General features: G+C 64.5%; 26 protein-coding genes. 24 read left to right on the forward strand and 2 right to left on the reverse strand.

The features are described 5' to 3' along the window. Window positions 1-107: 107 nt before the first annotated feature. Window positions 108-1,403 carry a spinster family MFS transporter gene (locus AB7Z56_RS20075; RefSeq protein ID WP_354112917.1) on the reverse strand — a complete coding sequence of 432 codons (1,296 nt, stop codon included), beginning with the start codon at window positions 1,401-1,403 and terminating at the stop codon, window positions 108-110. A 116-nt stretch (window positions 1,404-1,519) separates the two neighbouring features. Then, a complete protein-coding gene (locus tag AB7Z56_RS20080; protein ID WP_135216779.1) occupies window positions 1,520-2,710 on the reverse strand; it encodes an aromatic ring-hydroxylating dioxygenase subunit alpha in 1,191 nt (396 codons plus the stop codon). Window positions 2,711-2,893: 183 nt separating this feature from the next. Here AB7Z56_RS20080 and AB7Z56_RS20085 point away from each other — a divergent pair, with 183 nt between their 5' ends. The 24 genes from AB7Z56_RS20085 (at window position 2,894) to AB7Z56_RS20200 (ending at window position 26,234) form a co-directional block, all read left to right on the forward strand. After that, window positions 2,894-3,409 (forward strand): MarR family winged helix-turn-helix transcriptional regulator, encoded by a 516-nt coding sequence (locus tag AB7Z56_RS20085; RefSeq protein WP_038943030.1) that lies wholly within the window; start codon window positions 2,894-2,896, stop codon window positions 3,407-3,409. A 175-nt stretch (window positions 3,410-3,584) separates the two neighbouring features. Further along, complete coding sequence (locus AB7Z56_RS20090; protein WP_208089450.1) at window positions 3,585-5,837, forward strand: TonB-dependent siderophore receptor; 2,253 nt, start codon at window positions 3,585-3,587, stop codon at window positions 5,835-5,837. Between the two features lie 22 nt (window positions 5,838-5,859). Continuing rightward, the gene (locus AB7Z56_RS20095; protein WP_135216781.1) at window positions 5,860-6,996 is read left to right on the forward strand and encodes a PepSY-associated TM helix domain-containing protein; all 1,137 of its coding nucleotides are present in this window, start codon (window positions 5,860-5,862) and stop codon (window positions 6,994-6,996) included. Then, window positions 6,996-7,226: a hypothetical protein gene (locus AB7Z56_RS20100; protein WP_063982974.1), complete on the forward strand. Its 231-nt coding sequence runs from the start codon at window positions 6,996-6,998 to the stop codon at window positions 7,224-7,226. Before AB7Z56_RS20095 ends, AB7Z56_RS20100 begins: the two co-directional genes overlap by 1 nt. A gap of 248 nt (window positions 7,227-7,474) precedes the next feature. Beyond that, window positions 7,475-7,840 (forward strand): NADH-quinone oxidoreductase subunit A, encoded by a 366-nt coding sequence (locus tag AB7Z56_RS20105; RefSeq protein WP_007603535.1) that lies wholly within the window; start codon window positions 7,475-7,477, stop codon window positions 7,838-7,840. Beyond that, window positions 7,831-8,418 (forward strand): NuoB/complex I 20 kDa subunit family protein, encoded by a 588-nt coding sequence (locus AB7Z56_RS20110; protein ID WP_014494855.1) that lies wholly within the window; start codon window positions 7,831-7,833, stop codon window positions 8,416-8,418. The genes AB7Z56_RS20105 and AB7Z56_RS20110 overlap by 10 nt, the downstream gene beginning before the upstream one ends. Before the next feature lie 11 nt (window positions 8,419-8,429). Beyond that, window positions 8,430-9,041, forward strand: a complete 612-nt coding sequence (locus AB7Z56_RS20115; protein WP_085400362.1) for an NADH-quinone oxidoreductase subunit C — start codon at window positions 8,430-8,432, stop codon at window positions 9,039-9,041. 2 nt (window positions 9,042-9,043) lie between these two features. Continuing rightward, entirely contained in the window at window positions 9,044-10,240 is a 1,197-nt protein-coding gene (locus AB7Z56_RS20120; protein WP_354112915.1) for an NADH-quinone oxidoreductase subunit D, read from the forward strand. Next, a complete protein-coding gene (locus AB7Z56_RS20125; RefSeq protein WP_283016694.1) occupies window positions 10,240-11,202 on the forward strand; it encodes an FkbM family methyltransferase in 963 nt (320 codons plus the stop codon). Before AB7Z56_RS20120 ends, AB7Z56_RS20125 begins: the two co-directional genes overlap by 1 nt. 10 nt (window positions 11,203-11,212) lie before the next feature. After that, window positions 11,213-11,824, forward strand: coding sequence for an NADH-quinone oxidoreductase subunit NuoE (gene nuoE, locus AB7Z56_RS20130; RefSeq protein ID WP_028149052.1), 612 nt, complete (start codon window positions 11,213-11,215; stop codon window positions 11,822-11,824). Then, complete coding sequence (locus AB7Z56_RS20135; protein ID WP_028149053.1) at window positions 11,824-12,024, forward strand: hypothetical protein; 201 nt, start codon at window positions 11,824-11,826, stop codon at window positions 12,022-12,024. The genes nuoE and AB7Z56_RS20135 overlap by 1 nt, the downstream gene beginning before the upstream one ends. A 15-nt stretch (window positions 12,025-12,039) precedes the next feature. Beyond that, on the forward strand, window positions 12,040-13,365 hold the full coding sequence (gene nuoF / locus AB7Z56_RS20140) for an NADH-quinone oxidoreductase subunit NuoF (protein WP_014494861.1): 1,326 nt from the start codon (window positions 12,040-12,042) through the stop codon (window positions 13,363-13,365). A gap of 5 nt (window positions 13,366-13,370) precedes the next feature. Then, a complete protein-coding gene (nuoG, locus tag AB7Z56_RS20145) occupies window positions 13,371-15,446 on the forward strand; it encodes an NADH-quinone oxidoreductase subunit NuoG (protein ID WP_283016693.1) in 2,076 nt (691 codons plus the stop codon). 4 nt (window positions 15,447-15,450) lie between these two features. Next, window positions 15,451-16,518, forward strand: coding sequence for an NADH-quinone oxidoreductase subunit NuoH (nuoH, locus tag AB7Z56_RS20150; RefSeq protein ID WP_063982981.1), 1,068 nt, complete (start codon window positions 15,451-15,453; stop codon window positions 16,516-16,518). 8 nt (window positions 16,519-16,526) lie between these two features. Further along, window positions 16,527-17,021, forward strand: coding sequence for an NADH-quinone oxidoreductase subunit NuoI (gene nuoI / locus AB7Z56_RS20155; protein ID WP_014494864.1), 495 nt, complete (start codon window positions 16,527-16,529; stop codon window positions 17,019-17,021). A 9-nt stretch (window positions 17,022-17,030) separates the two neighbouring features. After that, window positions 17,031-17,669, forward strand: coding sequence for an NADH-quinone oxidoreductase subunit J (locus tag AB7Z56_RS20160; protein WP_028149057.1), 639 nt, complete (start codon window positions 17,031-17,033; stop codon window positions 17,667-17,669). Further along, window positions 17,666-17,974: an NADH-quinone oxidoreductase subunit NuoK gene (gene nuoK / locus AB7Z56_RS20165; protein WP_008547737.1), complete on the forward strand. Its 309-nt coding sequence runs from the start codon at window positions 17,666-17,668 to the stop codon at window positions 17,972-17,974. The genes AB7Z56_RS20160 and nuoK overlap by 4 nt, the downstream gene beginning before the upstream one ends. A gap of 8 nt (window positions 17,975-17,982) precedes the next feature. After that, window positions 17,983-20,055 (forward strand): NADH-quinone oxidoreductase subunit L, encoded by a 2,073-nt coding sequence (gene nuoL / locus AB7Z56_RS20170; RefSeq protein ID WP_283016692.1) that lies wholly within the window; start codon window positions 17,983-17,985, stop codon window positions 20,053-20,055. Next, entirely contained in the window at window positions 20,056-21,564 is a 1,509-nt protein-coding gene (locus AB7Z56_RS20175; RefSeq protein WP_071913375.1) for an NADH-quinone oxidoreductase subunit M, read from the forward strand. 22 nt (window positions 21,565-21,586) lie between these two features. Beyond that, on the forward strand, window positions 21,587-23,023 hold the full coding sequence (nuoN, locus tag AB7Z56_RS20180) for an NADH-quinone oxidoreductase subunit NuoN (protein ID WP_283016691.1): 1,437 nt from the start codon (window positions 21,587-21,589) through the stop codon (window positions 23,021-23,023). A 1-nt stretch (window position 23,024) separates the two neighbouring features. Further along, window positions 23,025-23,831, forward strand: coding sequence for a biotin--[acetyl-CoA-carboxylase] ligase (locus AB7Z56_RS20185; RefSeq protein WP_283016690.1), 807 nt, complete (start codon window positions 23,025-23,027; stop codon window positions 23,829-23,831). Next, window positions 23,831-25,501 (forward strand): ribonuclease J, encoded by a 1,671-nt coding sequence (locus AB7Z56_RS20190; RefSeq protein WP_354131588.1) that lies wholly within the window; start codon window positions 23,831-23,833, stop codon window positions 25,499-25,501. Before AB7Z56_RS20185 ends, AB7Z56_RS20190 begins: the two co-directional genes overlap by 1 nt. A gap of 41 nt (window positions 25,502-25,542) precedes the next feature. Further along, window positions 25,543-25,947 (forward strand): methylmalonyl-CoA epimerase, encoded by a 405-nt coding sequence (gene mce / locus AB7Z56_RS20195; protein ID WP_028149063.1) that lies wholly within the window; start codon window positions 25,543-25,545, stop codon window positions 25,945-25,947. Between the two features lie 11 nt (window positions 25,948-25,958). Continuing rightward, window positions 25,959-26,234 (forward strand): DUF1467 family protein, encoded by a 276-nt coding sequence (locus AB7Z56_RS20200; protein WP_063982987.1) that lies wholly within the window; start codon window positions 25,959-25,961, stop codon window positions 26,232-26,234. Window positions 26,235-26,257: the final 23 nt, after the last annotated feature.

Raw genomic sequence — 26,257 nt, forward strand, 5'->3', positions numbered from 1 at the left:
GCTCATGTCTTAAGGACCATCTGTTTCCGGATGGTTTCGCGGGTTCCGCAAAATGGTTTCATTAATACGCCCGCTTGGTTTCGCCGGGCTGGCGGCCGGAACAGGTCTCAGGCGGCCGCCCGGCCGATATCGTCCCGGATCGAACGGGCTGCCCAGACGAACAGCAGGGCGCCCAGTGTGGTCGTGACCGCCGCCGAGAGCAGGGAATAGCGCACGGCGTCCGCGCCGTAAGTGCCCTTGAGGGCGTCGTTGACCATGCCGACGGCAAGCGGGCCGACGCCCTGGCCGAAGCAGGTGGCGGTGAGCGCGATCAGGGCGGAGGCGAGCGCCCGCATGCTCGGCTTCGCGACCGTCTGCGCGATCGCGAAGATCGGTCCGAGATGGAAGCCGACCAGGAACGAGGTCAGCGCCAGCATCGCGACCATCATCGCGAAATCCTGCGTCAGCATGCACAGCGCGAACACCGGGCCGGCGAGCCCCGAGGTGATCGCCGGCGCCCACAGCTTCCAGCGGTCGTCGCGGCGGCTGATTTGCGCCACCACGAAGCCGCCGAGCAGGGTGCCGGCCATGCCGGCGAGCCCCTTGAAGGTCCCGGCATAGGTGCCGATCTCGGCGCTCGACAGATGGTGCACGCGTGCCAGGAACGGCGGGATCCAGGCCGCCGTTGCGTAGTTCGTATAGGTGGTGAGGCAGAAGCCGACCAGCACGATGATGAAGCTCTGCTGCGAGGCCAGGAAGCGCAGTGTCGGCCCGAGCGGCTCGGGCACAAAACTCTCCTGCATCGCGCCGCGCTTCGGCTCGGAGATCGTCAGCCACAGAATCAATGCGAGCAGGATGCCGGGCAGGCCGGCGACGTAGAACGCCATCCGCCAGCCATAGTGCTGGTTGACGTAGCCGCCGATGAAATAGCCGAGGAAGACGCCGAGATAGGTGCCGATGGCGTAGATGCCGAGCGCGCGCGGGCGCTCGTTCTTGGTGAAGAGATCGGCGACGATCGATTGCGAGGCGGGCGAGCCCGCGGATTCGCCGATGCCCACGCCGATGCGCGCCAGCGCCAGCGAGGTCACGCTCGAGGCCGACCCGCACAGCGCCGTCATCGCACTCCAGAACGCAAGGGCCACCGCGACGATGTTGCGCCGGTTGAGCCGGTCGGCGACGCGCGCGATGGGAATGCCGAGCAGGGAATAGAACAGTGCGAAGCCGAAGCCCGCGAGCAGACCCATCATGGTGTCGCTGAGCTGAAACTCCTTCTTGATCGGCTCGATCAGGACGTTGAAGATCGTGCGGTCGAGGAAGTTCAGCGCATAGATGATGGTGAGCAGGCCCAGCACGTAATAGCGCCGCGCCGGGGGCTTTGCCGCCGCAGTCGTCTGCACCGACATCTGTGACGTCACATCGACCATCGCATCCCCCCAATTTGTCTTTGTTATCGTTGCCGGTCCAGCCCTTCGTGAGGCTGGTCGAGAGCGTTTTCGAGCGAAGTGGATACCGGTTTGCGTGAAGAAAACGCGCCAAAAACTCAGCCTTCGCGGATGTAATTCCCCGCTTCGAATTCGACTGGCGCAGCACTTGCGTCGAACGATACGCCGATCGGATCGCGGTCTGCCTCCATCGCCTCCAGTTGCTCGCTCAGCATGCGCCGGATCATCAGGATGCCGCGGTCGCTCTGGCCGAAATGCTCCTCGGAGTGGATGGTCTGCGGGCCCTGGCCGACCTGGGCCTCGTAATCGCCCGGGAATTGCTGGTGCTCGGCTTCCGTCATGTCCCACCAGAATTTGCCGTTGAACTTCGAGCGCATGCGGCCGATGTCGCCGGAAGTCTTGACGCGGCCGGCGACGTAGATGCGGAACGAGGTGTCGTCGATCGGCAGCGTCCAGCCGATCGACTCGACGCGGGCGAATTGCGCCACGCGCGGGTTCGGCACGACACGGAGCGTGGGGAGGGCCGCTTCGGTGACGCGATAAAACACCTTGCCGTCGTCCTGCTTGCGGATCGAGCGCACGGCGATGCCGCGCGGCGTCTTGTCGAACCTCACCTCCGGCATCGAGGCCATCATGTCAGTGAATTGCGGCCCCGAGAACGAGCCGTGCAGCACCGGCACGTGATAGGGATCGACCACGTTCTCGAAATGCTGTAGCCAGTTGCAGGGGATGATCGCGGGGCCGCCGCCGCCGATCGAGGAATCGTCGGCTTCGACGAACTCGCCTTCGTCCATGTTTTCCAGGCATTCGTAAGCCGGCAGCACCGGGCGTTTCTCGGCCGGGCCCATATAGGCGAAGATCAGCCCATAGCGCTCCTCGACTGGGTACCAGGGCTGGCGCACCTTGTCCTTGAACTGGCCGCCGTCGGGCTCGCAGGGCTGCTCGAGACAATGGCCTTCGGCGTCGAACTTCCAGCCGTGATAGCAGCAGCGGATGCCGTCTTCCTCGACCTTGCCGTAATAGAGCGTGGTGCCGCGATGGCAGCAGCGTGCATGGAGCAGGCCGACACGGCCGTGCTTGTCGCGGAACAGCACCAGATCCTCGCCGAGCGCGCGGACCTTCTTCGGCCTGTCGGTGGCATCGCTGACCAGCGCGACCGGATGCCAGTAGCGGCGCAGCAGCTCGCCCATCGGCGTGCCGCGAACGACCGAGGTGAGTTCGGTGCGCGTGTGCGCCGGCTTCATCGCATAGGCGGTGCCGAGATCGCGATCCCGCTGGGTCATCGTCATGCTGTTCCTCCCGCCGCTGGCCTTAGGTGGCCGGGTCGTTTTGATGCGGTGACCCAGTGAAAAATAATTCGATGACAATGTCAACGATATTCCAGAATGCCTCTTAATCGCATTTGGAATCAGGTTGGGGAGGTTGCGCTACCAGCGCTTGGCACGCCCCGGCTTTCTTGGCAGAGGTGGATCATGAGCCAGACATCGAGCAGGGACGGGCACGCATCGCCCGATGCGGACGAAAGCCACTCGCCGGCGCCGATCACCGTGATGCTGTCGTCACGGCTGATGGTGCTCGCCAATTTGCTCAAGCGCGGCGCCATCCTGCGCTACAAACGCCTCGCCGGATTGTCCTCGGTCGAGTTCGGTCTCGTCGCCTCGCTCGGTCGCCGTCCGCCGATGAGCGTGGCGCGGCTCGCCGAAGCCGTCGGCCAGGACAAGGGCCAGATCAGCCGCGCGCTCGCGGAGCTCGTCTCGCGCAAGCTGATCGCGAAGTCGGCGAACCCGAAGGACAGCCGCGAGGTGCTGGTCGCGCTGACAGCGGCAGGGCTCGCTGCGCATGATGCGATCGTCGAAGGCGCGCAGGAGCGCAATCGGCAATTGCTCGAACAGTTGAGCAAGGACGAGTTCGAGACGCTGCTGGCGCAGATCGACCGTCTCACGGCGACAGCCGAGAAGATGCTCGAAGCCGAGAAAGTTTCACGCTGATCTCTCGGAAATCTCCGGGAATGTTGGATCATTTCTAAGAACCCTTCTAAGAGGTTTTCAATTAGGGAATTCGCGCGCGCTCACCTAAGCGTCACTGCAAGCGCCTGCCGTTGGGGGAACGACGGCATGACGCAAGCAAACAGACATGTTGGGGTGCGCGTTGAACAGTCTTCGTATGCTGCGGTCGGTCGTCTTGGCGACCGCGTCTGCTTTCGCAGTGGTACCGCAGGCATCGCTTGCGCAGTCCTCGGCGCAAGGCGGTGCGCAAAACCTGCCGTCGGTCACCGTCAACGCGCCGGAAGCACGACGCCGCGCACCTGCTGCGGCCGCCCGCCGCGTGGCGCGGCCGTCGGTAGAGACCGCCGCCAGCCGCAGACCGCTTCAGCAGCGCAATGTCGGCTTCGTCGAGACGCCGCGCGGTCCGGTGAACGGCTACGTCGCCAACCGCAGCTCGTCGGGCACTAAGACCAACACGCCGATCATGGAGACGCCGCAATCGGTGTCGGTGATCGGCGCGGACCAGATCCGCGACCAGAAGGCGACCAAGCTCGACGAGGTTCTGCGCTACACCGCCGGCGTGCGGGCTGGCACCTTCGGTGCGGACACGCGCAACGATTGGTGGCTGATCCGCGGCTTCAAGTCCGACGACATCGGACTGTTTCTCGACGGCACGCAGCTGTTCTACACGGCCTATGCGAGCTGGCGGCTTCCGCCGTCCAATATGGAGCGAGTCGAGGTGTTACGCGGCCCGTCGGCGGTGCTCTATGGTGGATCGAGCCCGAGCGGCATCGTCAATGTCATCAGCAAGATGCCGCCGACCGAGCCGATCCGCTACATCGAGACCGGCGTCAACAATTTCGGCAACGCCTATGTCGGCTTCGATGTCGGCGGGCCCGTTGCAACGCAGCCCCAGGACGGCAAGCTGTTCTACCGCGTCGTCGGCGAGATCAGGAACGGCGACACGCAGGTCAACTTCACGCCGGACAACAACTACTTCATTGCGCCGTCCTTCACCTGGAAGCCGGATGCCGATACGACTTTCACGGTTCTGGCGTCGGCATCGAAGACCGACACCCGCGGCATCAACTTCCTGCCTTACCAGGGCACGGTGACCAACGCGCCGTTCGGCAAGATCCCGACCAGCTTCTTCGCCGGCGATCCCAGCGTCGACAAGTTCACGCGCGAGCAGGAGATGCTCGGCTATCAGTTCGAGCGCAATGTCACCGACGATCTAACGTTCCGGCAGAATGCGCGATTTGCGCATATCGACCTGACCTATCGCGGTTACATCGGCAACGGCTGGGACAATATCAATGCGGCCTCTCTCGGTCGCTACAATTGGTATGCGAAGGATACCGCCAACCAGGCCGATCTCGACAACCAGCTGGAATATCGCTTCAACACCGGTCCTGTCAGGCACACGATGCTGTTCGGTGTCGATCTGAAGGGCTATCAGATCGACGACTATCAGGCCTTCAACTTCGGCACCGTTCCTCCGATCAATGTGCTCAATCCGGTCTACGGCATTAACATCCCGCTCACAGGCCCGCCGTTCCGTAACTTCCTGATCACGCAGAAGCAGGCCGGCACCTACCTCCAGGACCAGATGAAGCTCGGTAACTTCACGCTGGTGCTGAGCGGCCGCAACGACTGGGTCGAGACGACGCAGGCCGCCCGTGACACTGGGGCGACGCTCGCCAGCAACAATGACAGCCAGTTCAGCGGTCGCGCAGGCTTGATCTACAATTTCGACAACGGCATCGCGCCCTACATCTCCTACGCGACGAGTTTCAACCCGATTATCGGGCTCAACGCGCAAAATCAGCTGTTCCAGCCGGAGACCGGCCAGCAGGCCGAAATCGGCGTCAAGGTCGCCCCCAAGGGATTTGATGGCTACTTCACTGCCTCGGTGTTCAACCTGAAGCGCCAGAATGTACCCACTACCGATCCGATCATCACCACGCTGCAGAACCAAACCGGCGAGGTGACCTCGCGCGGCATCGAGCTCGAAGCGGTCGCAAATGCGACGAAGGAGTTAAAGTTCATCGGCGCCTTCACGGCCTATCATCTCTTCACCAGCAGGGACCTGAACCCGGCGCTGGTCGGCAAGACGCCGACCAACACGCCTGAGCTCCTGGTCTCGGGCTGGGCCGACTACACATTCAAGGACGGACCGCTTGCGGGATTCGGCTTCGGCGGCGGCGTGCGCTATGTCGGCGCCTCCTGGGCGGACGCCGCCAACACCCTCGAGGTTCCCGCGGTCGTGCTCGGCGACCTCGCGGTCCACTACGAGTGGCAGAACTGGCGCACGGCAATCAACGTGATCAACCTGACCGACAAGATCTATGTCGCAAGCTGCGCGGCGGCCTCGTCATGCTTCTACGGCGACCGCCGGCGCGTCACCGCCAGCGTCTCCTACAAGTGGTAGGCACCGGCGAGGGGAGGGCCTCGTGAAGGCGCGCACGGTCAGGCTCTGGTCCGTGGTCCACACCTGGACCAGCCTGATCTCGACCGTCTTCCTGCTGCTGCTCTGCCTGACCGGCCTGCCGCTGATCTTCCATCACGAGATCGATGAGCTCCTGGGCTATGCCCCCCAGCCCGAAGCTCACGCGGGCGCGGCGCGTGCGACGACGCAAGCCGTCGCCGACGCCGCGCTCGCCGCCGATCCCGGCCGGGTGCTGCAATATATCGCCTGGGACAAGGACGAGCCCGGGATCGTGACCGCGTTCACCAACAGCGCCGTCAACGGGCTGCCCGACAACACGACCGTGCGCGCGTTCGATGCGATGTCGACCAAGCTGCTCGGACCGGTCGGCATCGGGCCGATGCTGATCATGCTCAAGCTGCATACCGACATGTTTGCCGGCCAGCCCGGAAAACTGTTCCTCGGCGGGATGGGCCTGCTGTTCGCCATCGCCATCATCTCCGGCGTGGTGCTGTACTGGCCGTTCACCCGCCGGCTGCGCTTTGCCACCATTCGCGGCCACGCCTCGCGCCGCGTGCGCTGGCTCGACTGGCACAATCTGATCGGCGTCGTGACGGTGGCCTGGGCACTGGTGGTAGGCCTCACCGGCGTCGTCAACACCTGGGCCGAGCTGATGCTCAACCAGTGGAAGGCCACCGAGCTTGCCAGCATGGTCGCGCCCTATGCCGGCAAGCCGCCGCCGTCGCATCTGGCTTCGCTCGACGATGTTGTGGCGCGCGCGAGGCAGACGGCGCCCGGGATGGAGGTTGCCTTCATCGCGTTTCCGGGAACGCCGTTCACCTCCTCGCACCACTTCGCCGCCTTCATGCGCGGCGACACGGCGCTGACGGCGCGGCTGCTCAAGCCGGTCCTGCTCGACGGCGAAACAGGGGAGGTCGCCGACAGCCGGGCGCTGCCGGTCTATCTCCAGGCGCTCCTGATCTCGCAGCCGCTGCATTTCGGCGATTATGGCGGGATGCCGCTCAAGGTGATCTGGGCCGTGCTCGACATTCTCACGATCGTTGTGATCGGCAGTGGCCTCTATCTCTGGCTGGCACGGCGGCGCAAGCGCGCGCCCGCCCGGAGCGACGCATTCGCCAGACGAACCCCGGTCCCGTCGTGATGCATGGCTCCTCTGACCGCTCGGGCCTGTGGATACGTGTCTTTGCTGCACCCATCCTGCTCGCGGCTGCGACCATCACCGGCCTGCTGGCTGCGCTACTCTGGGGAACGGTCGGCCAGTATGTCGCCTGGGTGACGGTGGGAGCCCCGGTGCTGGTCATTGCCTGGGTTTGGGTGCGCTGCCGCACCCAAAAAACCGGGCAATTATCGCGGACGACACGCGGCAAATAGCTGCCTCGGCCCGTGTGCCGCAATCCTCGAACGGCTGCCCTGCAAAACTGTGGCCGCCCTTGCTGGGATTGGCGATCTGCTCCATACCAGCCGCGGGGCGATTCCGGGATTTCTATCGTTCTGGGGGCGGTAAAGGGCCTAAAAAGAGCGTGTCTTGCGCCCATTGGTGCACTGCGCTAAGGCTCAGAACAATTCCAAACTGGACGAATCCGTGGCTGTCCCGAGGCTGCGGGAAAAAGGGCTCGTCAATGAGCGGCATTCTGCAGAACTATCTTCCACTCGTCGTCTTTATAGGGGTAGCGGGCCTCATCGGCCTCGTGCTGCTGATCGCGCCCTTCATCGTGGCGTTCCAGCAGCCGGACCCGGAAAAGCTGTCGGCGTATGAGTGCGGTTTCAACGCCTTCGACGACGCTCGCATGAAGTTCGACGTCCGCTTCTATCTGGTCGCCATCCTCTTCATCATCTTCGACCTCGAGGTGGCGTTCCTGTTTCCCTGGGCGGTGGCGTTCGGCAAGCTTGGCGCGACCGGCTTCTGGTCCATGGTGGTGTTCCTCGGCGTGCTGACGGTCGGGTTCGCCTATGAATGGAAGAAGGGAGCACTGGAATGGGATTGAACCCTGCAACGTCCTCTGGCCCGGTCGTCGCGCCGGCCCCCAAGGGCATCCTTGATCCGTCGACCGGCAGGCCGGTTGGCGCCAACGATCCGTTTTTCCTCGAGGTCAACTCCGAGCTGTCCGACAAGGGCTTCTTCGTGGCCGCGACCGACGACCTCATCACCTGGGCCCGTACCGGCTCGCTGATGTGGATGACCTTCGGTCTCGCCTGCTGCGCGGTCGAGATGATGCAGGTCTCGATGCCGCGCTACGACGTCGAGCGCTTCGGCTTCGCGCCGCGTGCCTCGCCGCGCCAGTCCGACGTGATGATCGTCGCCGGCACGCTGACCAACAAGATGGCGCCTGCGCTGCGCAAGGTCTACGACCAGATGCCGGAGCCGCGCTACGTCATCTCGATGGGCTCCTGCGCCAATGGCGGCGGCTACTACCACTACTCCTACTCGGTCGTGCGCGGCTGCGACCGCATCGTGCCGATCGACATCTACGTGCCGGGCTGCCCGCCCACGGCGGAAGCGCTGCTCTACGGCGTGCTGCTGCTGCAGAAGAAGATCCGCCGCACCGGCACCATCGAACGCTAAGGTTTTACGTCATGGACGACGCCAAGCTCGACGCCCTGGGGCAGACGATCGTTAGCGCGCTTCCGGGCGCCGCCATCGGTCATTCGGTTGCCTTCAACCAGCTCGCGGTGGATGTCGAGGTCAGCAAGATCGTCGAGGTGGTCAAGTACCTCCGCGACGATCCGAAATGCCGGTTCATCAACTTCACCGACATCACGGCCGCGGACTATCCGTCGCGCGAGAAACGCTTCGACGTGATCTATCACTTCCTGTCCCCGACCCTGAACACGCGGATCCGGCTCAAGGCCCAGGCCGACGAGACCACGCAGGTGCCGTCGCTGATCGACGTGTTCCCCGGCGCGGACTGGTTCGAGCGCGAGGCCTACGACCTCTATGGCGTGTTCTTCGTCGGTCACCCCGACATGCGCCGCCTGCTGACCGACTACGGTTTCGAGGGCCATCCGCTGCGCAAGGATTTCCCGACCACCGGTTTCGTCGAGGTTCGCTACGACGACCAGGAGAAGCGGGTGGTGTACGAGCCTGTCCGGCTCAACCAGGAATTCCGCAAGTTCGATTTCCTCTCGCCGTGGGAAGGGGCGGACTATCCGCTTCCCGGTGACGAGAAGGCGGGACCGAAGGTCTGACCATGAACGAGCAACCCGAACAGCTTCGCAATTTCACCATCAACTTCGGGCCCCAGCATCCGGCTGCGCACGGCGTGCTGCGTCTGGTCCTTGAGCTTGACGGCGAGATCGTCGCGCGCGTCGACCCGCATATCGGCCTGCTTCACCGCGGCACCGAGAAGCTGATCGAGCAGAAGACCTATCTCCAGGCGATCCCTTATTTCGACCGGCTCGACTACGTCGCGCCGATGAACCAGGAGCACGCCTTCTGCCTCGCCGCTGAGAAGCTGCTCGGCATCGAGGTGCCGCGCCGCGGCCAGCTGATCCGCGTGCTCTATTGCGAGATCGGCCGCATCCTCTCGCACCTCCTCAACGTCACCACGCAGGCGATGGACGTCGGCGCGCTGACCCCGCCGCTGTGGGGCTTCGAAGAGCGCGAGAAGCTGATGGTGTTCTACGAGCGCGCCTCCGGCAGCCGTATGCACGCAGCCTTCTTCCGCGTCGGCGGCGTGCATCAGGATCTGCCGCAGAAGCTGGTCGACGACATCGAGGCCTGGTGCGATCCGTTCCTGAAGGTCGTGGACGACCTCGATCGTCTCCTCACCGCCAACCGCATCTTCAAGCAGCGCAACGTCGACATCGGCGTGGTGCCGCTCAAGGAAGCCTGGGAGTGGGGTTTTTCGGGCGTCATGGTGCGCGGCTCGGGCGCGGCCTGGGACCTGCGCAAGTCGCAGCCCTATGAATGCTACGCCGAGATGGATTTCGACATCCCGATCGGCAAGAACGGCGACTGCTACGATCGTTACCTGATCCGCATGGAAGAGATGCGCCAGTCCGTGCGCATCATGAAGCAGTGCATCCAGAAGCTGAACGCAGCCGACGGGAAGGGGCCTGTCGTCGTCGAAGACAACAAGGTCGCGCCGCCGCGCCGCGGCGAGATGAAGCGCTCGATGGAAGCGCTGATCCATCACTTCAAGCTCTACACCGAAGGCGTCCACGTGCCGGCCGGCGAGGTCTACACCGCGGTCGAGGCGCCGAAGGGCGAGTTCGGCGTCTATCTGATCTCCGACGGCACCAACAAGCCCTACAAGTGCAAGATCCGCGCGCCGGGCTTTGCGCATCTTCAGGCGATGGACCACATCTGCCGCGGCCATCTGCTTGCCGACGTCTCGGCGATCCTCGGCTCGCTCGACATCGTGTTCGGAGAGGTCGATCGGTGATGGCGCAGGCGCCAATCCAGTTTGACCGTGCCTCGGGGGCCCTTGAAGGGGCCAACCTGTGGGAGCGGACGGCTGCCTTGGCGCTGGTGACGGGATCGAAGATCTCCTCGCATTTCTCGCACATGGGCTACATCGCCTGCGCGAACCTGCTGCGGAAGACGCTGCCCGAGCGCAACATCGCGATCAGGCTCAATCCCGATGCCGTGTTCGAATTCCCCTACGGCGACGGCTATTGGAGCAAGCTGCTCAACCGCTCCTACAACTACGAGGACGAGCTGGAGGTCCTGTTCGCCGACTCCATCGACGTCGACTACACGCTGCTCGATTGCGGCGCCAATTACGGCTACTGGTCGGTGCTGGTCTCGAGCAAGCCGTTCGGATCGCACAAGGCGATCGCGATCGAGCCGTCGGGGCAGAACTATCCGAAGCTTGCCAACAACGCCCGCGTCAACGGCAACCGCTTCGAGACGCTGAAATGCGCCATCGGCGCGGCGCGCGGTACCGCGCGGCTGTCAGGCACCAAGCATGAGGCCTTCAGCATCGCCGGCGCACCGTCGGCGGGCGGCGAGGACGTGCCGGTTCTCGCGCTCGACAATCTCATCGATGACGGCAAGGTGGCGGCCCACGGCAAGTACCTGATCAAGCTCGACGTCGAGGGCGTCGAGATCGAGGCGATCAAGGGCGGCGCACGGCTGCTTGAGACCGACAGCGTCATCATGTGCGAGGAGCACGGCAGCGATCGCAGCCACGCGGTGTCGCGCTTTATCCTCGAACAGACGCCGCTGAAGCTGATCGTGTTCGATCCGCGCAGCAACCGGATGGAGACCGTGACCGAGCTGTCGATCCTCGACCGCATCAAGGTCTCGACACACGTCGGCTACAACGTTTTCGGCACCGCAAGCGCATTCTGGCAGGGCAGGATCGATGCCCTGAATGCGAAAACCGCGCGCCGTATGCAGTGAGAGATAAGAGATGTCCGTTCGCCGATTAGCACCGAAGGAAGTCCAGCCCGCGAGCTTTGCGTTCACGGAGGAGAACCTCGCGTTCGCCAAGCAGCAGATCGCGAAATATCCGGCCGGCCGGCAAGCCTCCGCTGTCATCGCCATCCTCTGGCGCGTCCAGGAACAGCACGACGGCTGGGTGTCGGAAGCCGCGATCCGCGCCGTCGCCGATCTGCTCGACATGCCCTATATCCGCGTGCTCGAAGTCGCGACCTTCTACACGATGTTCCAGCTCGCCCCCGTCGGCAAGAAGGCCCACGTCCAGGTCTGCGGCACCACGCCGTGCCGCCTGCGCGGTGCCGAGGATCTCATCCACGTCTGCGAGCACCGCATTCACCACGAGCCGTTCCATCTCTCCAAGGACGGTAATTTCAGCTGGGAAGAGGTGGAATGTCTCGGTGCCTGCGTGAATGCGCCGATGGTGCTGATCGGCAAGGACACCTATGAGGATTTGACCAAGGAAACCTTTGGCAAGGTGCTCGACGGCTTCGCCTCGGGCAATCCGCCGAAGCCCGGTCCGCAGAACGGCCGCCAGTTCTCGGCGCCGACGGGTGGGCCGACCACGCTGAAGGAGATCACCTGATGCGTGATCTCCCCGCAATTGGAGGGAACGAAGCCGTGAACAAATGGGGCTTCGTCGCCATGCACGCCGCGGTCGCGGCCGCCTTCATGTTCCTGCTGCAGCGCTTCGTGATGAACGCGACGCAGGAGAGCAGCCTACTCTGGGCGCTGACCTTCGCCGTCTGCGCCGCCGGACTTGCCTACAAGCAGTCCAATCGTTGATCGGAAAGCACTGAAATGCTCGAGGACAAGGACCGCATCTTCAAGAACCTCTACGGCCTCCACGACTGGGGGCTCGAGGGCGCGCGGCGCCGCGGCGCCTGGGATGGTACGAAGAATATCATCGACAAGGGCCGTGACTGGATCATCAACGAGATGAAGGCGTCGGGCCTTCGCGGGCGCGGTGGCGCCGGCTTCCCGACCGGCCTGAAATGGTCGTTCATGCCGAAGGAATCGACCGACGGCCGCCCGAGCTATCTCGTCGTCAACGCCGACGAATCCGAGCCCGGCACCTGCAAGGATCGCGAGATCATGCGGCACGATCCGCATCTCCTGATCGAAGGCTGCCTGATCGCGAGCTGCGCGATGAACGCGCATGCCTGCTACATCTATGTCCGCGGCGAGTTCATCCGCGAGCGCGAGCATCTCCAGGCCGCGATCGACCAGGCCTATGAGGCGAAGCTCGTCGGCAAGGACAATGTCAACGGCTGGCCGTTCGACATCTACGTCGCGCACGGCGCCGGCGCCTATATCTGCGGCGAGGAGACCGCGCTGCTCGAAAGCCTCGAAGGCAAGAAGGGCCAGCCGCGCCTGAAGCCGCCGTTCCCGGCCAATGTCGGCCTGTTCGGCTGCCCGACCACCGTCAACAACGTCGAGTCGATCGCGGTTGCGCCCGACATCCTGCGGCGCGGCGCGGCCTGGTTCGCCGGCATCGGCCGTCCGAACAATGTCGGCACCAAGCTGTTCTGCATCTCGGGTCATGTCGAGCGGCCCTGCAACGTCGAAGAGGCCATGGGCATTCCGTTCCGTGAGCTGATCGAGAAGCATTGCGGCGGCATCCGCGGCGGCTGGGACAACCTCAAGGCCGTGATCCCCGGCGGCTCGTCGGTGCGCATGGTACCGGCCGAGCAGATCATCGACACGCCGATGGATTTCGACAGCTTGAGCAAGCTGCGCTCGGGCCTCGGCACAGCGGCCGTGATCGTGATGGACAAGTCGACCGACCTGATCCGCTCCATCGCTCGCATCTCCTATTTCTACAAGCACGAGAGCTGCGGCCAGTGCACGCCGTGCCGCGAGGGCACCGGCTGGATGTGGCGCGTCTTGACCCGCATGGCCGATGGCCGCGCCCACAAGCGCGAAATCGACATGCTGCTCGAAGTCACCAAGCAGGTCGAAGGCCACACCATCTGCGCGCTCGGCGACGCAGCCGCCTGGCCGATCCAGGGCCTGATCGCGCATTTCCGTCACGAGATCGAAGCGCGCATCGACCAGTATTCGCACAAGGCTGACATCGACGATATCGGCGTCCGCGATCCCGTGAACATGGTCGCGGCGGAGTAGAGAGAATGACCAAGCTCATCATCGACGGCAAAGAGATCGATGTCCCCGCCGAGTACACGCTGCTCCAGGCGTGCGAAGCCGCGGGCGCCGAGATTCCGCGCTTCTGCTATCACGAGCGGCTGTCGATCGCCGGCAATTGCCGGATGTGCCTCGTCGAAGTGAAGGGCGGCCCGAAGCCGGTCGCAAGCTGCGCCTGGGGCGTGCGCGATTGCCGTCCGGGCCCCAAGGGCGAGCCGCCGGAAATCTCCACGCGTTCGCCGATGGTGAAGAAGGCACGCGAAGGCGTGATGGAATTCCTTCTCATCAACCATCCGCTGGACTGCCCGATCTGCGACCAGGGTGGCGAGTGCGACCTTCAGGACCAGGCGATGGGCTATGGTGTCGACACCAGCCGCTTCGCCGAGAACAAGCGCGCCGTCGAGGACAAGTACCTCGGCGCGCTGGTCAAGACCTCGATGAACCGCTGCATCCAGTGCACGCGCTGCGTCCGCTTCTCGGCGGAAGTCGCCGGCGCGCCCGAGATGGGCGCCACCGGCCGCGGCGAGGACATGGAGATCACAACCTATCTCGAGCACGCGCTGACGTCCGAATTGCAGGGCAATCTCGTCGACATCTGCCCGGTCGGCGCGCTGACCTCGAAGCCCTATGCTTTTGCGGCTCGCCCGTGGGAGCTCGGCAAGACCCAGTCGATCGACGTGATGGACGGCCTCGGCTCGGCGATCCGCGTCGACACCCGCGGTCGTGAGGTGATGCGCGTGCTGCCGCGCATCAACGAGGCCGTGAACGAGGAGTGGATCTCCGACAAGACCCGTCACGTCGTTGACGGCCTGCGCACCCAGCGCCTCGACCGGCCCTATATCCGCGAAGCCGGCAAGCTGCGGGCGGCGAGCTGGCCCGAAGCCTTTGCCGCGATCGCTGCGAAAGCGGCGCGCACCGACGGCAAGCGCATCGGCGCGATCGCCGGCGACCTCGCCGGCGTCGAAGAGATGTTCGCGCTGAAGGACCTGCTGGCCAAGTACGGCTCGAACAATCTGGCAGTGCAGGGCGGCGACGCCTTCGATCCCGCGCTCGGTCGCGGCTCCTACATTTTCAATCCGACGCTGGTCGGTGTGGAGCAGGCCGACGCGTTGCTCATCATCGGCGCCAATCCGCGCAAGGAAGCGGCCGTGTTCAACGCCCGCATCCGCAAGCGCTGGCGCGGCGGCGGCTTCAAGGTCGGCGTGATCGGCGCCAAGGTCGATCTCACTTACGACTATGACCACCTCGGCGCAGGCACCGAGACGCTCGGCGAGCTCGCGGCCGGCAAGCATTCCTTCATGGATGTGCTGAAGAACGCCAAGCACCCGATCATCCTGGTCGGCGCAGGCGCAGCCTCGCGTCACGACGGCGCCGCCATTCTCGCCGCCGCCGCCAAGCTCGCGCTCGATGTCGGCGCGGTGAAGGACGGCTGGAACGGCTTCGGCGTACTGCACGAGACCGCCTCGCGCGTCGGCGCACTCGACATCGGCTTTGTCGCCGGTGCGGGCGGGCTGAACGCCGCGCAGATGACGACCTTCGGCACGCTGGACCTGCTGTTCCTGCTCGGCGCCGACGAGATCAAGCCGTCGGACGGCACCTTCGTCGTCTATATCGGCACCCATGGCGACCGCGGCGCGCATCGCGCCGACGTCATCCTGCCGGCGGCCGCCTACACCGAGAAGTCCGCGATATACGTCAACACCGAAGGCCGCGTGCAGATGACCGGCCGTGCCGCGTTCCCGCCGGGCGAAGCCCGCGAGGACTGGGCGATCGTGCGGGCGCTGTCGGAGGCGCTCGGCAAGAAGCTCGGCTACGACTCGCTGTCGGCACTCCGCCAGGCGATCTTCAAGGCCGCGCCGCACCTGATGCGTCTCGACCAGATCGAAGCCGGCGCCGCCGACCAGATCAAGAAGCTGGCGGGGAAGGGCGGCTCGCCGGAGAAGGCGCCGTTCAAGCCGGCGATCGAGGACTTCTATTTGACCAACCCAATCGCGCGTGCATCCGCCGTGATGGCGGAATGCTCGCGGCTTGCCTCCGGGCAGATGCTGACCGCAGCGGAGTGAGCCGATGGAATTCTTCGAAAGCGCATTCTGGACCGGTTTCCTCTGGCCGCTGATCATCATGGTCGCGGAGAGCGTCCTGGTGCTCGTCGTCCTGCTGGTCGCGATCGCCTACATCCTGCTCGCCGACCGCAAGATCTGGGCGGCGGTGCAGATCCGCCGCGGCCCGAACGTGGTCGGCCCCTGGGGCCTGCTGCAGTCCTTCGCGGACCTGCTGAAGTTCGTGCTGAAGGAGCCGATCATCCCGTCCGGCGCCAACAAGGGCGTGTTCCTCCTTGCTCCCTTGGTCTCATGCGTGCTCGCGCTCGCGGCCTGGGCGGTGATCCCGACCAATCTCGGCTGGGTGATCTCCGACATCAATGTCGGCGTGCTCTTCATCTTCGCGATCTCGTCGCTGTCGATCTACGGCATCATCATGGCCGGCTGGTCGTCGAACTCGAAATACCCGTTCCTGGCCGCGCTGCGCTCGGCGGCGCAGATGGTGTCCTACGAGGTCTCGATCGGCTTCGTCATCATCACCGTGCTGCTCTGCGCCGGCACGCTGAACCTGTCGGCCGTGGTCGAGGCCCAGCATGCCCGTGGCCTTGCCAGCCTGATCGGGTTGCCGCAGCTCACCATCCTGAACTGGTATGTGTGGCCGCTGTTCCCGATGTTCGTGATCTTCTACGTCTCGGCGTTGGCGGAAACCAACCGTCCGCCGTTCGACCTCGTGGAAGCTGAATCAGAGCTCGTCGCCGGCTTCATGGTCGAATACGGCTCGACGCCGTATCTGCTGTTCATGCTCGGCGAGTATGTCGCGATCGTCACGATGTGCGCGCTGGCGACGATCCTGTTCCTCGGAGGCTGGCTGCCGCCGGTGGATCTGCCGCCCTTCAACTGGGTGCCGGGGATCATCTGGTTCTCGCTCAAAGTGTTCTTCATGTTCTTCCTGTTCGCGATGGCAAAGGCGATCGTGCCGCGCTACCGCTACGACCAATTGATGCGCCTCGGCTGGAAGGTGTTCCTGCCGCTGTCGCTGGCGATGGTGGTCGTGGTGGCCGGTGTGCTGCATTTCGCCGGCATCGCGCCGAAGTGAGGGCCGTCATGGGTATCAATGTCAACGCCACTGCACGCTCGCTCCTGCTGTCGGAATTCGTCTCGGCGTTCTTCCTCGCCATGCGCTATTTCTTCCAGCCGAAGCCGACGCTGAACTATCCCTTCGAGAAGGGCCCGATCTCGCCGCGCTTCCGCGGCGAGCATGCGCTGCGCCGCTATCCGAACGGCGAAGAGCGCTGCATCGCCTGCAAGCTGTGCGAAGCCATTTGCCCGGCGCAGGCCATCACCATCGAGGCCGGCCCGCGCCGCAACGACGGCACCCGCCGCACCGTGCGCTACGACATCGACATGGTGAAGTGCATCTATTGCGGCCTCTGCCAGGAGGCCTGTCCGGTCGACGCCATCGTCGAAGGTCCGAACTTCGAATTCGCGACCGAGACCCGCGAGGAACTGTTCTATGACAAGGCCAAGCTGCTCGCCAATGGCGACCGCTGGGAACGCGAGATCGCGAAAGCGATCGAGCTCGACGCGCCGTACCGGTGAGATGAGAGCATGATCCTTCCCGCGCTGTTCTTCTATCTCTTCGCCGGCGTTTGCGTCGCTTCGGCGGTGATGGTGATTGTCTCGCGCAATCCCGTGCACTCCGTGCTGTACCTGATCCTGGCCTTCGTCAACGCCTCCGGCCTGTTCGTGCTGATGGGCGCCGAATTCCTCGCGATGATCCTGATCGTCGTCTATGTCGGCGCCGTCGCGGTGCTGTTCCTGTTCGTGATCATGATGCTCGACGTCGACTTCCTCGAGCTGCGCGAGGGCTTCATCGAGTACCTGCCGGTGGGCCTCGTGATCGGCGGCATCTTCCTGTTCGAGCTGCTGCTCACCGTCGGCTTCTGGGTCATCAACCCCGGCGTCTCCAAGACGATCACGGCGGCGATCCCGACCAATGTCAGCAACACCGAGGCGCTCGGGCTCGTGCTCTATACGAAGTACATCCACTACTTCCAGCTCGCGGGCATGGTGCTGCTGGTCGCCATGATCGGCGCCATCGTGCTGACGCTGCGCCACAAGGCGAACGTGAAGCGGCAGGACATCAACGTTCAGAATGCACGCACGCCCGAGATGGCGATGGCGATGCGCAAGGTGGCGTCGGGGCAGGGGCTCCAGGACAGCGACGCGGCGGAGTGGGTGAAATGACGATCGGGCTCGGACATTATCTGGCGGTCGGCGCGATCCTGTTCACGCTCGGGATCCTCGGCATCTTCCTGAACCGCAAGAACATCATCGTCATCCTGATGTCGATCGAGCTGATCCTGCTCTCGGTCAACATCAACCTCGTGGCATTCTCGACCTTCCTCGGCGACATCGTCGGCCAGGTCTTCGCATTGCTGGTGCTGACGGTTGCGGCTGCGGAAGCCGCGATCGGTCTCGCCATCCTGGTGGTCTATTTCCGCAACCGCGGCTCGATCGCGGTTGAGGACGTCAATCTGATGAAGGGCTGAGCTCAGTCATGGTTCAGGCAATTGTCTTTCTGCCTCTGCTGGGCGCCATTCTGGCCGGGCTTATCGCGCTGTTCGGCGCCCATGCCCGCAACCCCTCGGGTGACGAGGTCGAGCATCACGGCGATCATGGCCACGGCGACGCCCACGCGGCGGTCGCCCATGATGATCATGGCCACGACGATCACGCGCATGACGACCATGGCCCGGTCGAGCCGCCGGCCGCGGGCTCGCGCGGCGCCGAGCTGATCACGACCGCGCTGCTGTTCGTCTCGGCAGCGCTGTCCTGGATGACGCTGGTCGATGTCGGCTTCATGCACCACGACATGCGGATTCCGCTGTTGCCCTGGATCATGTCGGGCGACCTCCAGGTTTACTGGACGCTGCGGGTCGACACGCTCACCGCCGTGATGCTGGTGGTGGTGACGACCGTGTCCTCGCTCGTGCACCTCTATTCCATCGGCTACATGGACGAGGATCCGTACCGGCCGCGCTTCTTCGGCTATCTCTCGCTGTTCACCTTCGCCATGCTGATGCTGGTGACGGCCGACAACCTCGTGCAGCTGTTCTTCGGCTGGGAAGGCGTCGGTCTGGCGAGCTACCTGCTGATCGGCTTCTGGTACCAGAAGCCGTCGGCGAACGCGGCGGCGATCAAGGCCTTCGTGGTCAACCGCGTCGGCGATTTCGGCTTCGCGCTCGGCATCTTCGCGATCTTCATGCTGACCGCCTCGACCGATTTCGAGACCATCTTCCACCAGGCGCCGAGCCTGACCGGCAAGACCATCGACTTCCTCGGCTGGCATGCCGATGCGCTGACCCTGACCTGCCTGCTGCTGTTCATGGGCGCGATGGGCAAGTCGGCGCAGTTCCTGCTGCACACCTGGCTGCCGGACGCGATGGAAGGCCCGACCCCGGTCTCCGCGCTGATCCACGCCGCGACCATGGTCACCGCCGGCGTGTTCATGGTGGCGCGGCTGTCGCCGCTGTTCGAGCTCGCCCCGAACGCGCAGGCCGTCGTGATGTTCTTCGGCGCCACCACGGCGTTCTTCGCCGCGACCATCGGCCTCGTCCAGAACGACATCAAGCGCATCGTCGCGTACTCGACCTGTTCGCAGCTCGGCTACATGTTCGTGGCGATGGGAGCAGGGGCCTATTCGGTCGGCATGTTCCACCTGTTCACGCACGCCTTCTTCAAGGCGCTGCTGTTCTTGGGTTCCGGCTCGGTGATCTACGCGATGCACCACGAGCAGGACATCCGCAACATGGGCGGCCTCTGGCGCAAGATCCCCTACACCTATGCGGTGATGGTGATCGGCACGCTGGCGCTCACGGGCTTCCCGCTCACGGCGGGCTATTTCTCCAAGGACGCCATCATCGAGTCCGCCTACGCCTCGCATAATCCGTTCGCGATGTACGGCTTCCTGATGACGGTCGTCGCCGCCGGCCTGACCTCGTTCTACTCCTGGCGCCTGATCTTCAAGACCTTCCACGGCGAGCCCCATGACGAGCATCACTACGAGGCCGCGCATGAGGCTCCGCTCTGGATACTGATCCCGATCGGCGTTCTCGCGGTCGGCTCGATCGTCGCGGGCTTCCCGTTCAAGGAGCTGTTCGCCGGTCACGGCGTCGAGGAGTTCTTCCGCGAGTCCGTGAAGATGAACCCGCACATCATCGAGGAGATGCACCACATCCCCGAGACCATCGCCATCCTGCCGACGGTGATGATGGTGCTGGGCTTCCTGGTGTCGTACCTGTTCTACATCCGCCGGCCGTATCTGCCGGTCGAGCTCGCGAACACGCAGCCGATGCTGTACCAGTTCCTGCTCAACAAATGGTACTTCGACGAGCTCTACGATCTCATCTTCGTCCGCCCGGCGAAGTGGATCGGCTATCAGCTCTGGAAGAAGGGTGATGGCTTCATCATCGACGGCCTCGGCCCCGACGGTATCTCGGCCCGTGTGCTGGACGTCACCCGCAACGTGGTGAAGATCCAGACCGGCTATCTCTATCACTACGCGTTCGCCATGCTGATCGGCGCCGCCGGCCTGATCACCTGGTTCATGTTCGGCTTTGGAGGCCAGTAAATGACAACCTGGCCAATCCTTTCGGTCACGACGTTCCTGCCGCTGGTTGGCGCGCTGATCGTCTATCTCAGCCGAGGCGATGACGAGGCGGCCCGGCGCAATGCGCGCTGGATCGCGCTGTGGACCACGCTGATCACCTTCGCGGTGTCGGTGATCCTGGTGATGCGCTTCGATCCGTCGAGCGCCGACTTCCAGTTCGTCGAGAAGGCGAACTGGCTCGCCACCGGCATCACCTACCACATGGGCGTCGACGGCATCTCGCTGCCGCTGGTGATCCTGACCACCGCCATCATGCCGTTCTGCATCATCGCGAGCTGGAAGGCGATCACCAACCGCGTCCGCGAATACATGATGGCGTTCCTGATCCTGGAAACGCTGATGATCGGCACCTTCTCGGCGCTCGATCTCGTGCTGTTCTACCTGTTCTTCGAGGGCGGCCTGATCCCGATGTTCCTGATCATCGGCGTCTGGGGCGGTCCGCGCCGGGTCTACGCGTCGTTCAAGTTCTTCCTCTACACGCTGCTCGGCTCGGTGCTGATGCTGCTCGCCATCATGGCGCTGTACTGGAATGGCGGCACCACCGACATCCCGACCCTGATGCACACCGCCGTGCCGCGCTCCCTGCAGACCTGGGCGTGGCTCGCCTTCTTCGCCTCGTTCGCGGTGAAGATGCCGATGTGGCCGGTGCACACCTGGCTCCCCGACGCCCACGTCGAGGCGCCGACCGCGGGCTCGGTGGTTCTGGCTGCGATCCTGCTGAAGATGGGCGGCTACGGCTTCCTGCGCTTCTCGCTGCCGATGTTCCCCCTGGCCTCGCACGACTTCGCGCCGCTGATCTTCACGCTCTCGGCCATCGCCATCATCTACACCTCGCTGGTCGCCCTGATGCAGGAGGACATGAAGAAGCTGATTGCGTACTCGTCAGTGGCGCATATGGGCTTCGTCACCATGGGCATCTTCGCCGGCACCATGCAGGGCGTCGCCGGCGGCATGTTCCAGATGATCTCGCACGGCATCGTCTCCGGCGCGCTGTTCCTCTGCGTCGGCATCGTCTACGACCGCATGCACACCCGCGAGATCGCGGCCTATGGCGGCCTCGTCAACCGGATGCCGCTCTACGCGCTGACCTTCATGATCTTCACCATGGCCAATGTCGGTCTGCCCGGCACCTCCGGCTTCGTCGGCGAGTTCATGACGCTGCTCGGCACCTTCAAGGTCTCGATCCCGACCGCGTTCTTCGCGACCTTCGGCGTGATCCTGTCGGCCTGCTACGCGCTGTGGCTGTACCGCAAGGTCGTGTTCGGGGCGCTGGTCAAGCCGTCGCTGGCGAGCATGAAGGATCTCACTTTCCGCGAGTGCGTGACGCTGTTCCCGCTGATCGCGCTGACGATCCTGTTCGGCGTCTATCCGAAGCCGGTGCTCGACATGTCGGCCGTCTCGGTCCAGCAACTCGTCAATAATTACAACACCGCTGTGACGGCCGTGAAGGCCGCCGCACTGCTCCAGTGATCGGGCAGGTCAGGATATCGCCATGAGCTTTGAGACTGCAGGTTATCAACTGGCGCCGGTGCTGCCCGAGATTGTGCTCGCGGTCGGCGCCATGGCACTCTTGATGCTGGGGGCCTATCGCGGGCAGGAGACCACCAAGACCGTCACGACGCTTTCGGTCCTGCTGCTGGTCGTGGTCGGCGTGCTCGTCTACGCACAGCCTGCGGGCAAGCACGTCACCTTCGGCGGCAGCTTCATCGTCGACGATTTTGCCCGCTTCATGAAGATCCTGGCCCTGATCGGCTCGGCGGTGACGCTGGTGCTGTCGACCGAGTTCCTGTCGGACCCGTCGCGCCGGATCTTCGAATACGCCATCCTGGTGCTGCTCTCGACGCTCGGCATGATGGTGCTGATCTCGGCCGGCGACTTGATCTCGCTCTATCTCGGCCTCGAGCTGATGTCGCTCGCGCTCTATGTCGTGGCGGCCTCGAACCGCGACAACGCCAAGTCGACCGAAGCCGGCCTGAAGTACTTCGTGCTCGGCGCGCTGTCCTCGGGCATGCTGCTCTACGGTTCCTCGCTGGTCTACGGCTTCACCGGCACGGTCAGCTTCACCGGCATCGCGGCGGCCGCGACGGTCTCGAATATCGGCCTGGTGTTCGGCCTGGTCTTCCTGCTCGCCGGCCTCTGCTTCAAGGTCTCGGCCGTGCCGTTCCACATGTGGACGCCTGACGTCTACGAGGGCGCCCCGACCCCCGTGACTGCCTTCTTCGCCTCGGCGCCGAAGGTGGCCGCGCTCGCGGTCTTCACCCGCGTCACGCTGACCGCATTCCCCGGCATCGTCTCGCAGTGGCAGCAGATCCTGGTGTTCGTGGCGATCGCCTCGATGGCGCTCGGCTCTTTCGCCGCGATCGGCCAGACCAACATCAAGCGCCTGATGGCCTATTCCTCGATCGGCCACATGGGCTTTGCCCTGGTCGGCCTCGCCTCCGGCACGGTCGAGGGCGCGCAGGGCGTCTTGATGTACATCGTGATCTATGTGGCGATGACGCTCGGCTCGTTCTCGGTCATTCTGGCGATGAAGCGCAACGGCCAGGCCGTCGAGAAGATCAGCGATTTCGCCGGTCTGTCGCGGACCAATCCGCTGCTCGCCTTCATGTTCGCGATGCTGCTGTTTTCGCTCGCCGGAATCCCGCCGCTCGCCGGCTTCTTCGCCAAATGGTACGTCTTCGTCGCCGCCATCAAGGCGAACCTGTTCACGCTCGCCGTCATCGGCGTGTTGACCAGCGTCGTGGGCGCCTACTACTACCTGACCATCGTCAAGACGATGTACTTCGACGAGCCGGCCGGTCAGGTCGATCCGGTGCGCGTCGAGGTGAAGACTGTGCTGGCTGTCTTTGGCCTGTTCAACATCCTCTTCGCGCTGTTCGCGGGCCCGGTGGTGAGCGTCGCCTCCGCCGCGGCAAAGTCGCTGTTTTAGGATGGGGTTCGCGCTCGGTCCTCGCGCACTCTCGGCGGGCTACAAGCTCGCGGCTTTCGAACGGACCGGCTCGACCAACACCGACGCCATCGAGCACGCGCGGGCCGGCGAACGCGGCCCGATGTGGTTCGTCACCTCCGACCAGACCGCCGGTCGTGGCCGGCGCCAGCGCGCCTGGATCGCGCCAAAGGGCAATCTCGCCGCGAGCGTCCTCGAGGTGCTGGATATTGCGCCTGCAGTTGCCGCCACCATCGGGTTTGCGGCGGGGCTTGCGGAAGAGGCGGCGCTGGAGAAGGTCAGCCTCGAGGCCGCGCTCCGGCTTGGTCCTGAGCGACCCAGATACGCCCTGAAATGGCCGAATGACGTCCTCGCGGGCGGCAAGAAGCTGGTCGGCATTGGCCTCGAAGCCGAGGCCGTCGGCGATCGTCTCGCCGTCGTCGTCGGCATCGGCACCAACGTCGTGGCGGCGCCGGAGAGGACGCCGACGCCGGCCGTGTCGCTGGCCGCACTCGGCGTCCAGATCAGCGCGGAAGAGCTGTTCTCGGCGCTGTCCGACGCCTGGGTCGAGTTCCTCGGCATCTGGGACAATGGCCGCGGCTTTGCGGAGATCCGCAAACTCTGGCTAGAGCGCGCCTGCGGCCTCGGCGAACGGGTCGCGATCAACACGGGAACGATGACGCTGGAAGGCATTTTCGACACCATCGACGACACCGGCTGCCTGATCGTCCGCACCGTTGACGGCCGACGCCTCCCGGTGGCGGCCGGCGAGGTGTTCTTCGGCTCGGCCGCCTCCGTGGGAGCTGCGTGATGGCGAAGCCTGACGAACTGGTATTTGCGCCGCTCGGCGGCGTCGGCGAGATCGGCATGAACTTGTCGATCTACGGCCTCGGCAACCGTCAGCAGCGCGCCTGGCTGGCGGTCGATCTCGGCGTCTCCTTCGGCGACGAGGAGCATCTGCCGGGCATCGACCTGATCATGCCCGACATCAGCTTCCTGGAGAAGGAACGCAAGAATCTGATGGGCCTCGTGCTCACCCATGCCCATGAGGACCATTTCGGCGCCATCATCGACCTCTGGCCGAAGCTGAAATGCCCGATCTATGCCACGCAGTTCAGCGCGGCGCTGTTCGAGGCCAAATGCGCCGCCGAGCGCAATGCGCCGAAAATCCCGGTGACGGTGGTGCCGTCGGGCGGCCGCGTCGATATCGGCCCGTTCAACGTCGAGTTCATTCCCGTCGCGCATTCGATTCCCGAGGCGCACGCGCTGGCGATCCACACTGACGTCGGCACGGTGCTGCACACCGGCGACTGGAAGATCGACCCGACCCCGACGCTCGGGAGCCCGACCGACGAGAAGCGGTTGCGCGAACTGGGCGAGGAGGGCGTGCTCGCCCTGATCGGTGATTCCACCAACGCCGTGCGTGACGGCCGCTCGCCCTCGGAAGCCGAGGTCGCGCGAACCATCATCGATCTGGTCAAGGCCGCCAAGGGCCGCGTCGCGGTGACGACCTTCGCCTCCAACGTCGCGCGCATCAAGGCCGTCGCCGCCGCGGCCAGGGCTGCCGATCGCGAGGTCGTCGTGGTCGGCCGCGCCATGGAGCGCGTGGTGCAGGTCGCGCGCGAGACCGGCTATCTCGACGGCGTGCAGAACTTCCGCTCGCCCGAGGTCTACGGCCATCTTCCGCAGGACAAGGTGCTGGCGCTGTGCACCGGCAGCCAGGGCGAGCCGCGCGCGGCACTGGCGCGCATCGCCAATGACGACCATCCCGAGATCACGCTCAACCGCGGCGACAGCGTGATCTTCTCCTCGCGCACCATCCCGGGCAACGAGAAGGCCGTCGGCTCCATCATCAACAATCTGGTGCTGCAGGGCGTCGAGGTCCTTACCGACCGCGACCATCTGGTCCACGTCTCCGGCCATCCCCGCCGCGACGAATTGCGCGACATGATCGCCTGGACCAAGCCGCAGCTCCTGATCCCCGTCCATGGCGAGGCGCTGCACCTGAACGAGCATGCCAAGCTCGCGCGCGCCGCCGGCGTGCCGCGCGTCCTGGTCGTTCGCAACGGCGACCTGATCAAGCTCGGCCCGGGTGATCCCGGCATCATCGGCGAGGTGCCCTCCGGCCGGATCTACAAGGACGGCACGATCTTGGAGGACTCCAAGTCCCGCGCCGTGGTCGAGCGTCGCCGCATGGCTTTCTCCGGCTGCGCCTTCGTCGCGGTCGCGATGACGGAGCAGGGCGAGCTTGCCGACGATCCCGAGGTCGATCTCGTCGGCATTCCCGAGAAGAACCGGGACGGCGAGCCCTTCGACGACATCGTCTTCGACGCCGTGGTCTCCACCATCGAGGGCCTGCCGAAGGCGCGCCGCCGCGATGCGGATGCCCTGGCTGAGTCGGTGCGACGCGCTGTCCGGGCCGTCATCAACGAACATTGGGGCAAAAAGCCCCCCTGTCTGGTACACGTCCTGACGGTGTAGTTGAGCATGGTCTTCGGATCATGCGCTGAGGGAGAAGAAACATGCTGGGTCGCCTCAACCACGTCGCGATCGCGACCAAGGACGCCGTCAAGTCCGCCAAGATCTATGGCGCCGCGTTCGGGGCGCAGATCTCGGAGGCGGTCGCGCTGCCCGAGCATGGCGTCACCACCGTGTTCGCGACGCTGCCCAATACCAAGATCGAGTTCATCGAGCCGCTCGGCGAGGCCTCGCCGATCGCGAAGTTCCTCGAGCGCAATGCCGACGGCGGCATCCACCATATCTGCTACGAGGTCGTCGACATCATCGCCTCGCGTGACACGCTGGTGAAGGAGGGCGCGCGGGTGCTCGGCGACGGCGTGCCGAAGATCGGCGCCCACGGCAAGCCGGTGCTGTTCCTGCACCCGAAGGATTTTTCCGGGGCGCTGGTCGAAATCGAGCAGGCGTAGGGCGCCGGATCATGGCCATCCAGATATCGACCGCGCTTGCGATCTACTTCGTCATCTGGTGGATCGCGCTGTTTCTGACGCTGCCGTTCGGCGTGCGCAGCCAGCACGAGGACGGCGTCGGCGCGCCCGGCACCGACCCCGGCGCACCGGTTCTGACGCGGATGAGAGGCAAGCTGATCTGGACCACGATCATCTCGGCGATCATCTACGGGATCGGCATCGCGGCCTATCATGCCGGCTATCTTTCGATCGAGCGCTTGTCCAGATTGATGGGAATGCCGTTCTAGACGTTTTTGCCGGCAATATTGTT

Origin of the sequence: Bradyrhizobium sp. 482_C4_N1_8 (assembly GCF_052075965.1) — a bacterium.
Classification (GTDB): Bacteria; Pseudomonadota; Alphaproteobacteria; order Rhizobiales; family Xanthobacteraceae; genus Bradyrhizobium; species Bradyrhizobium barranii.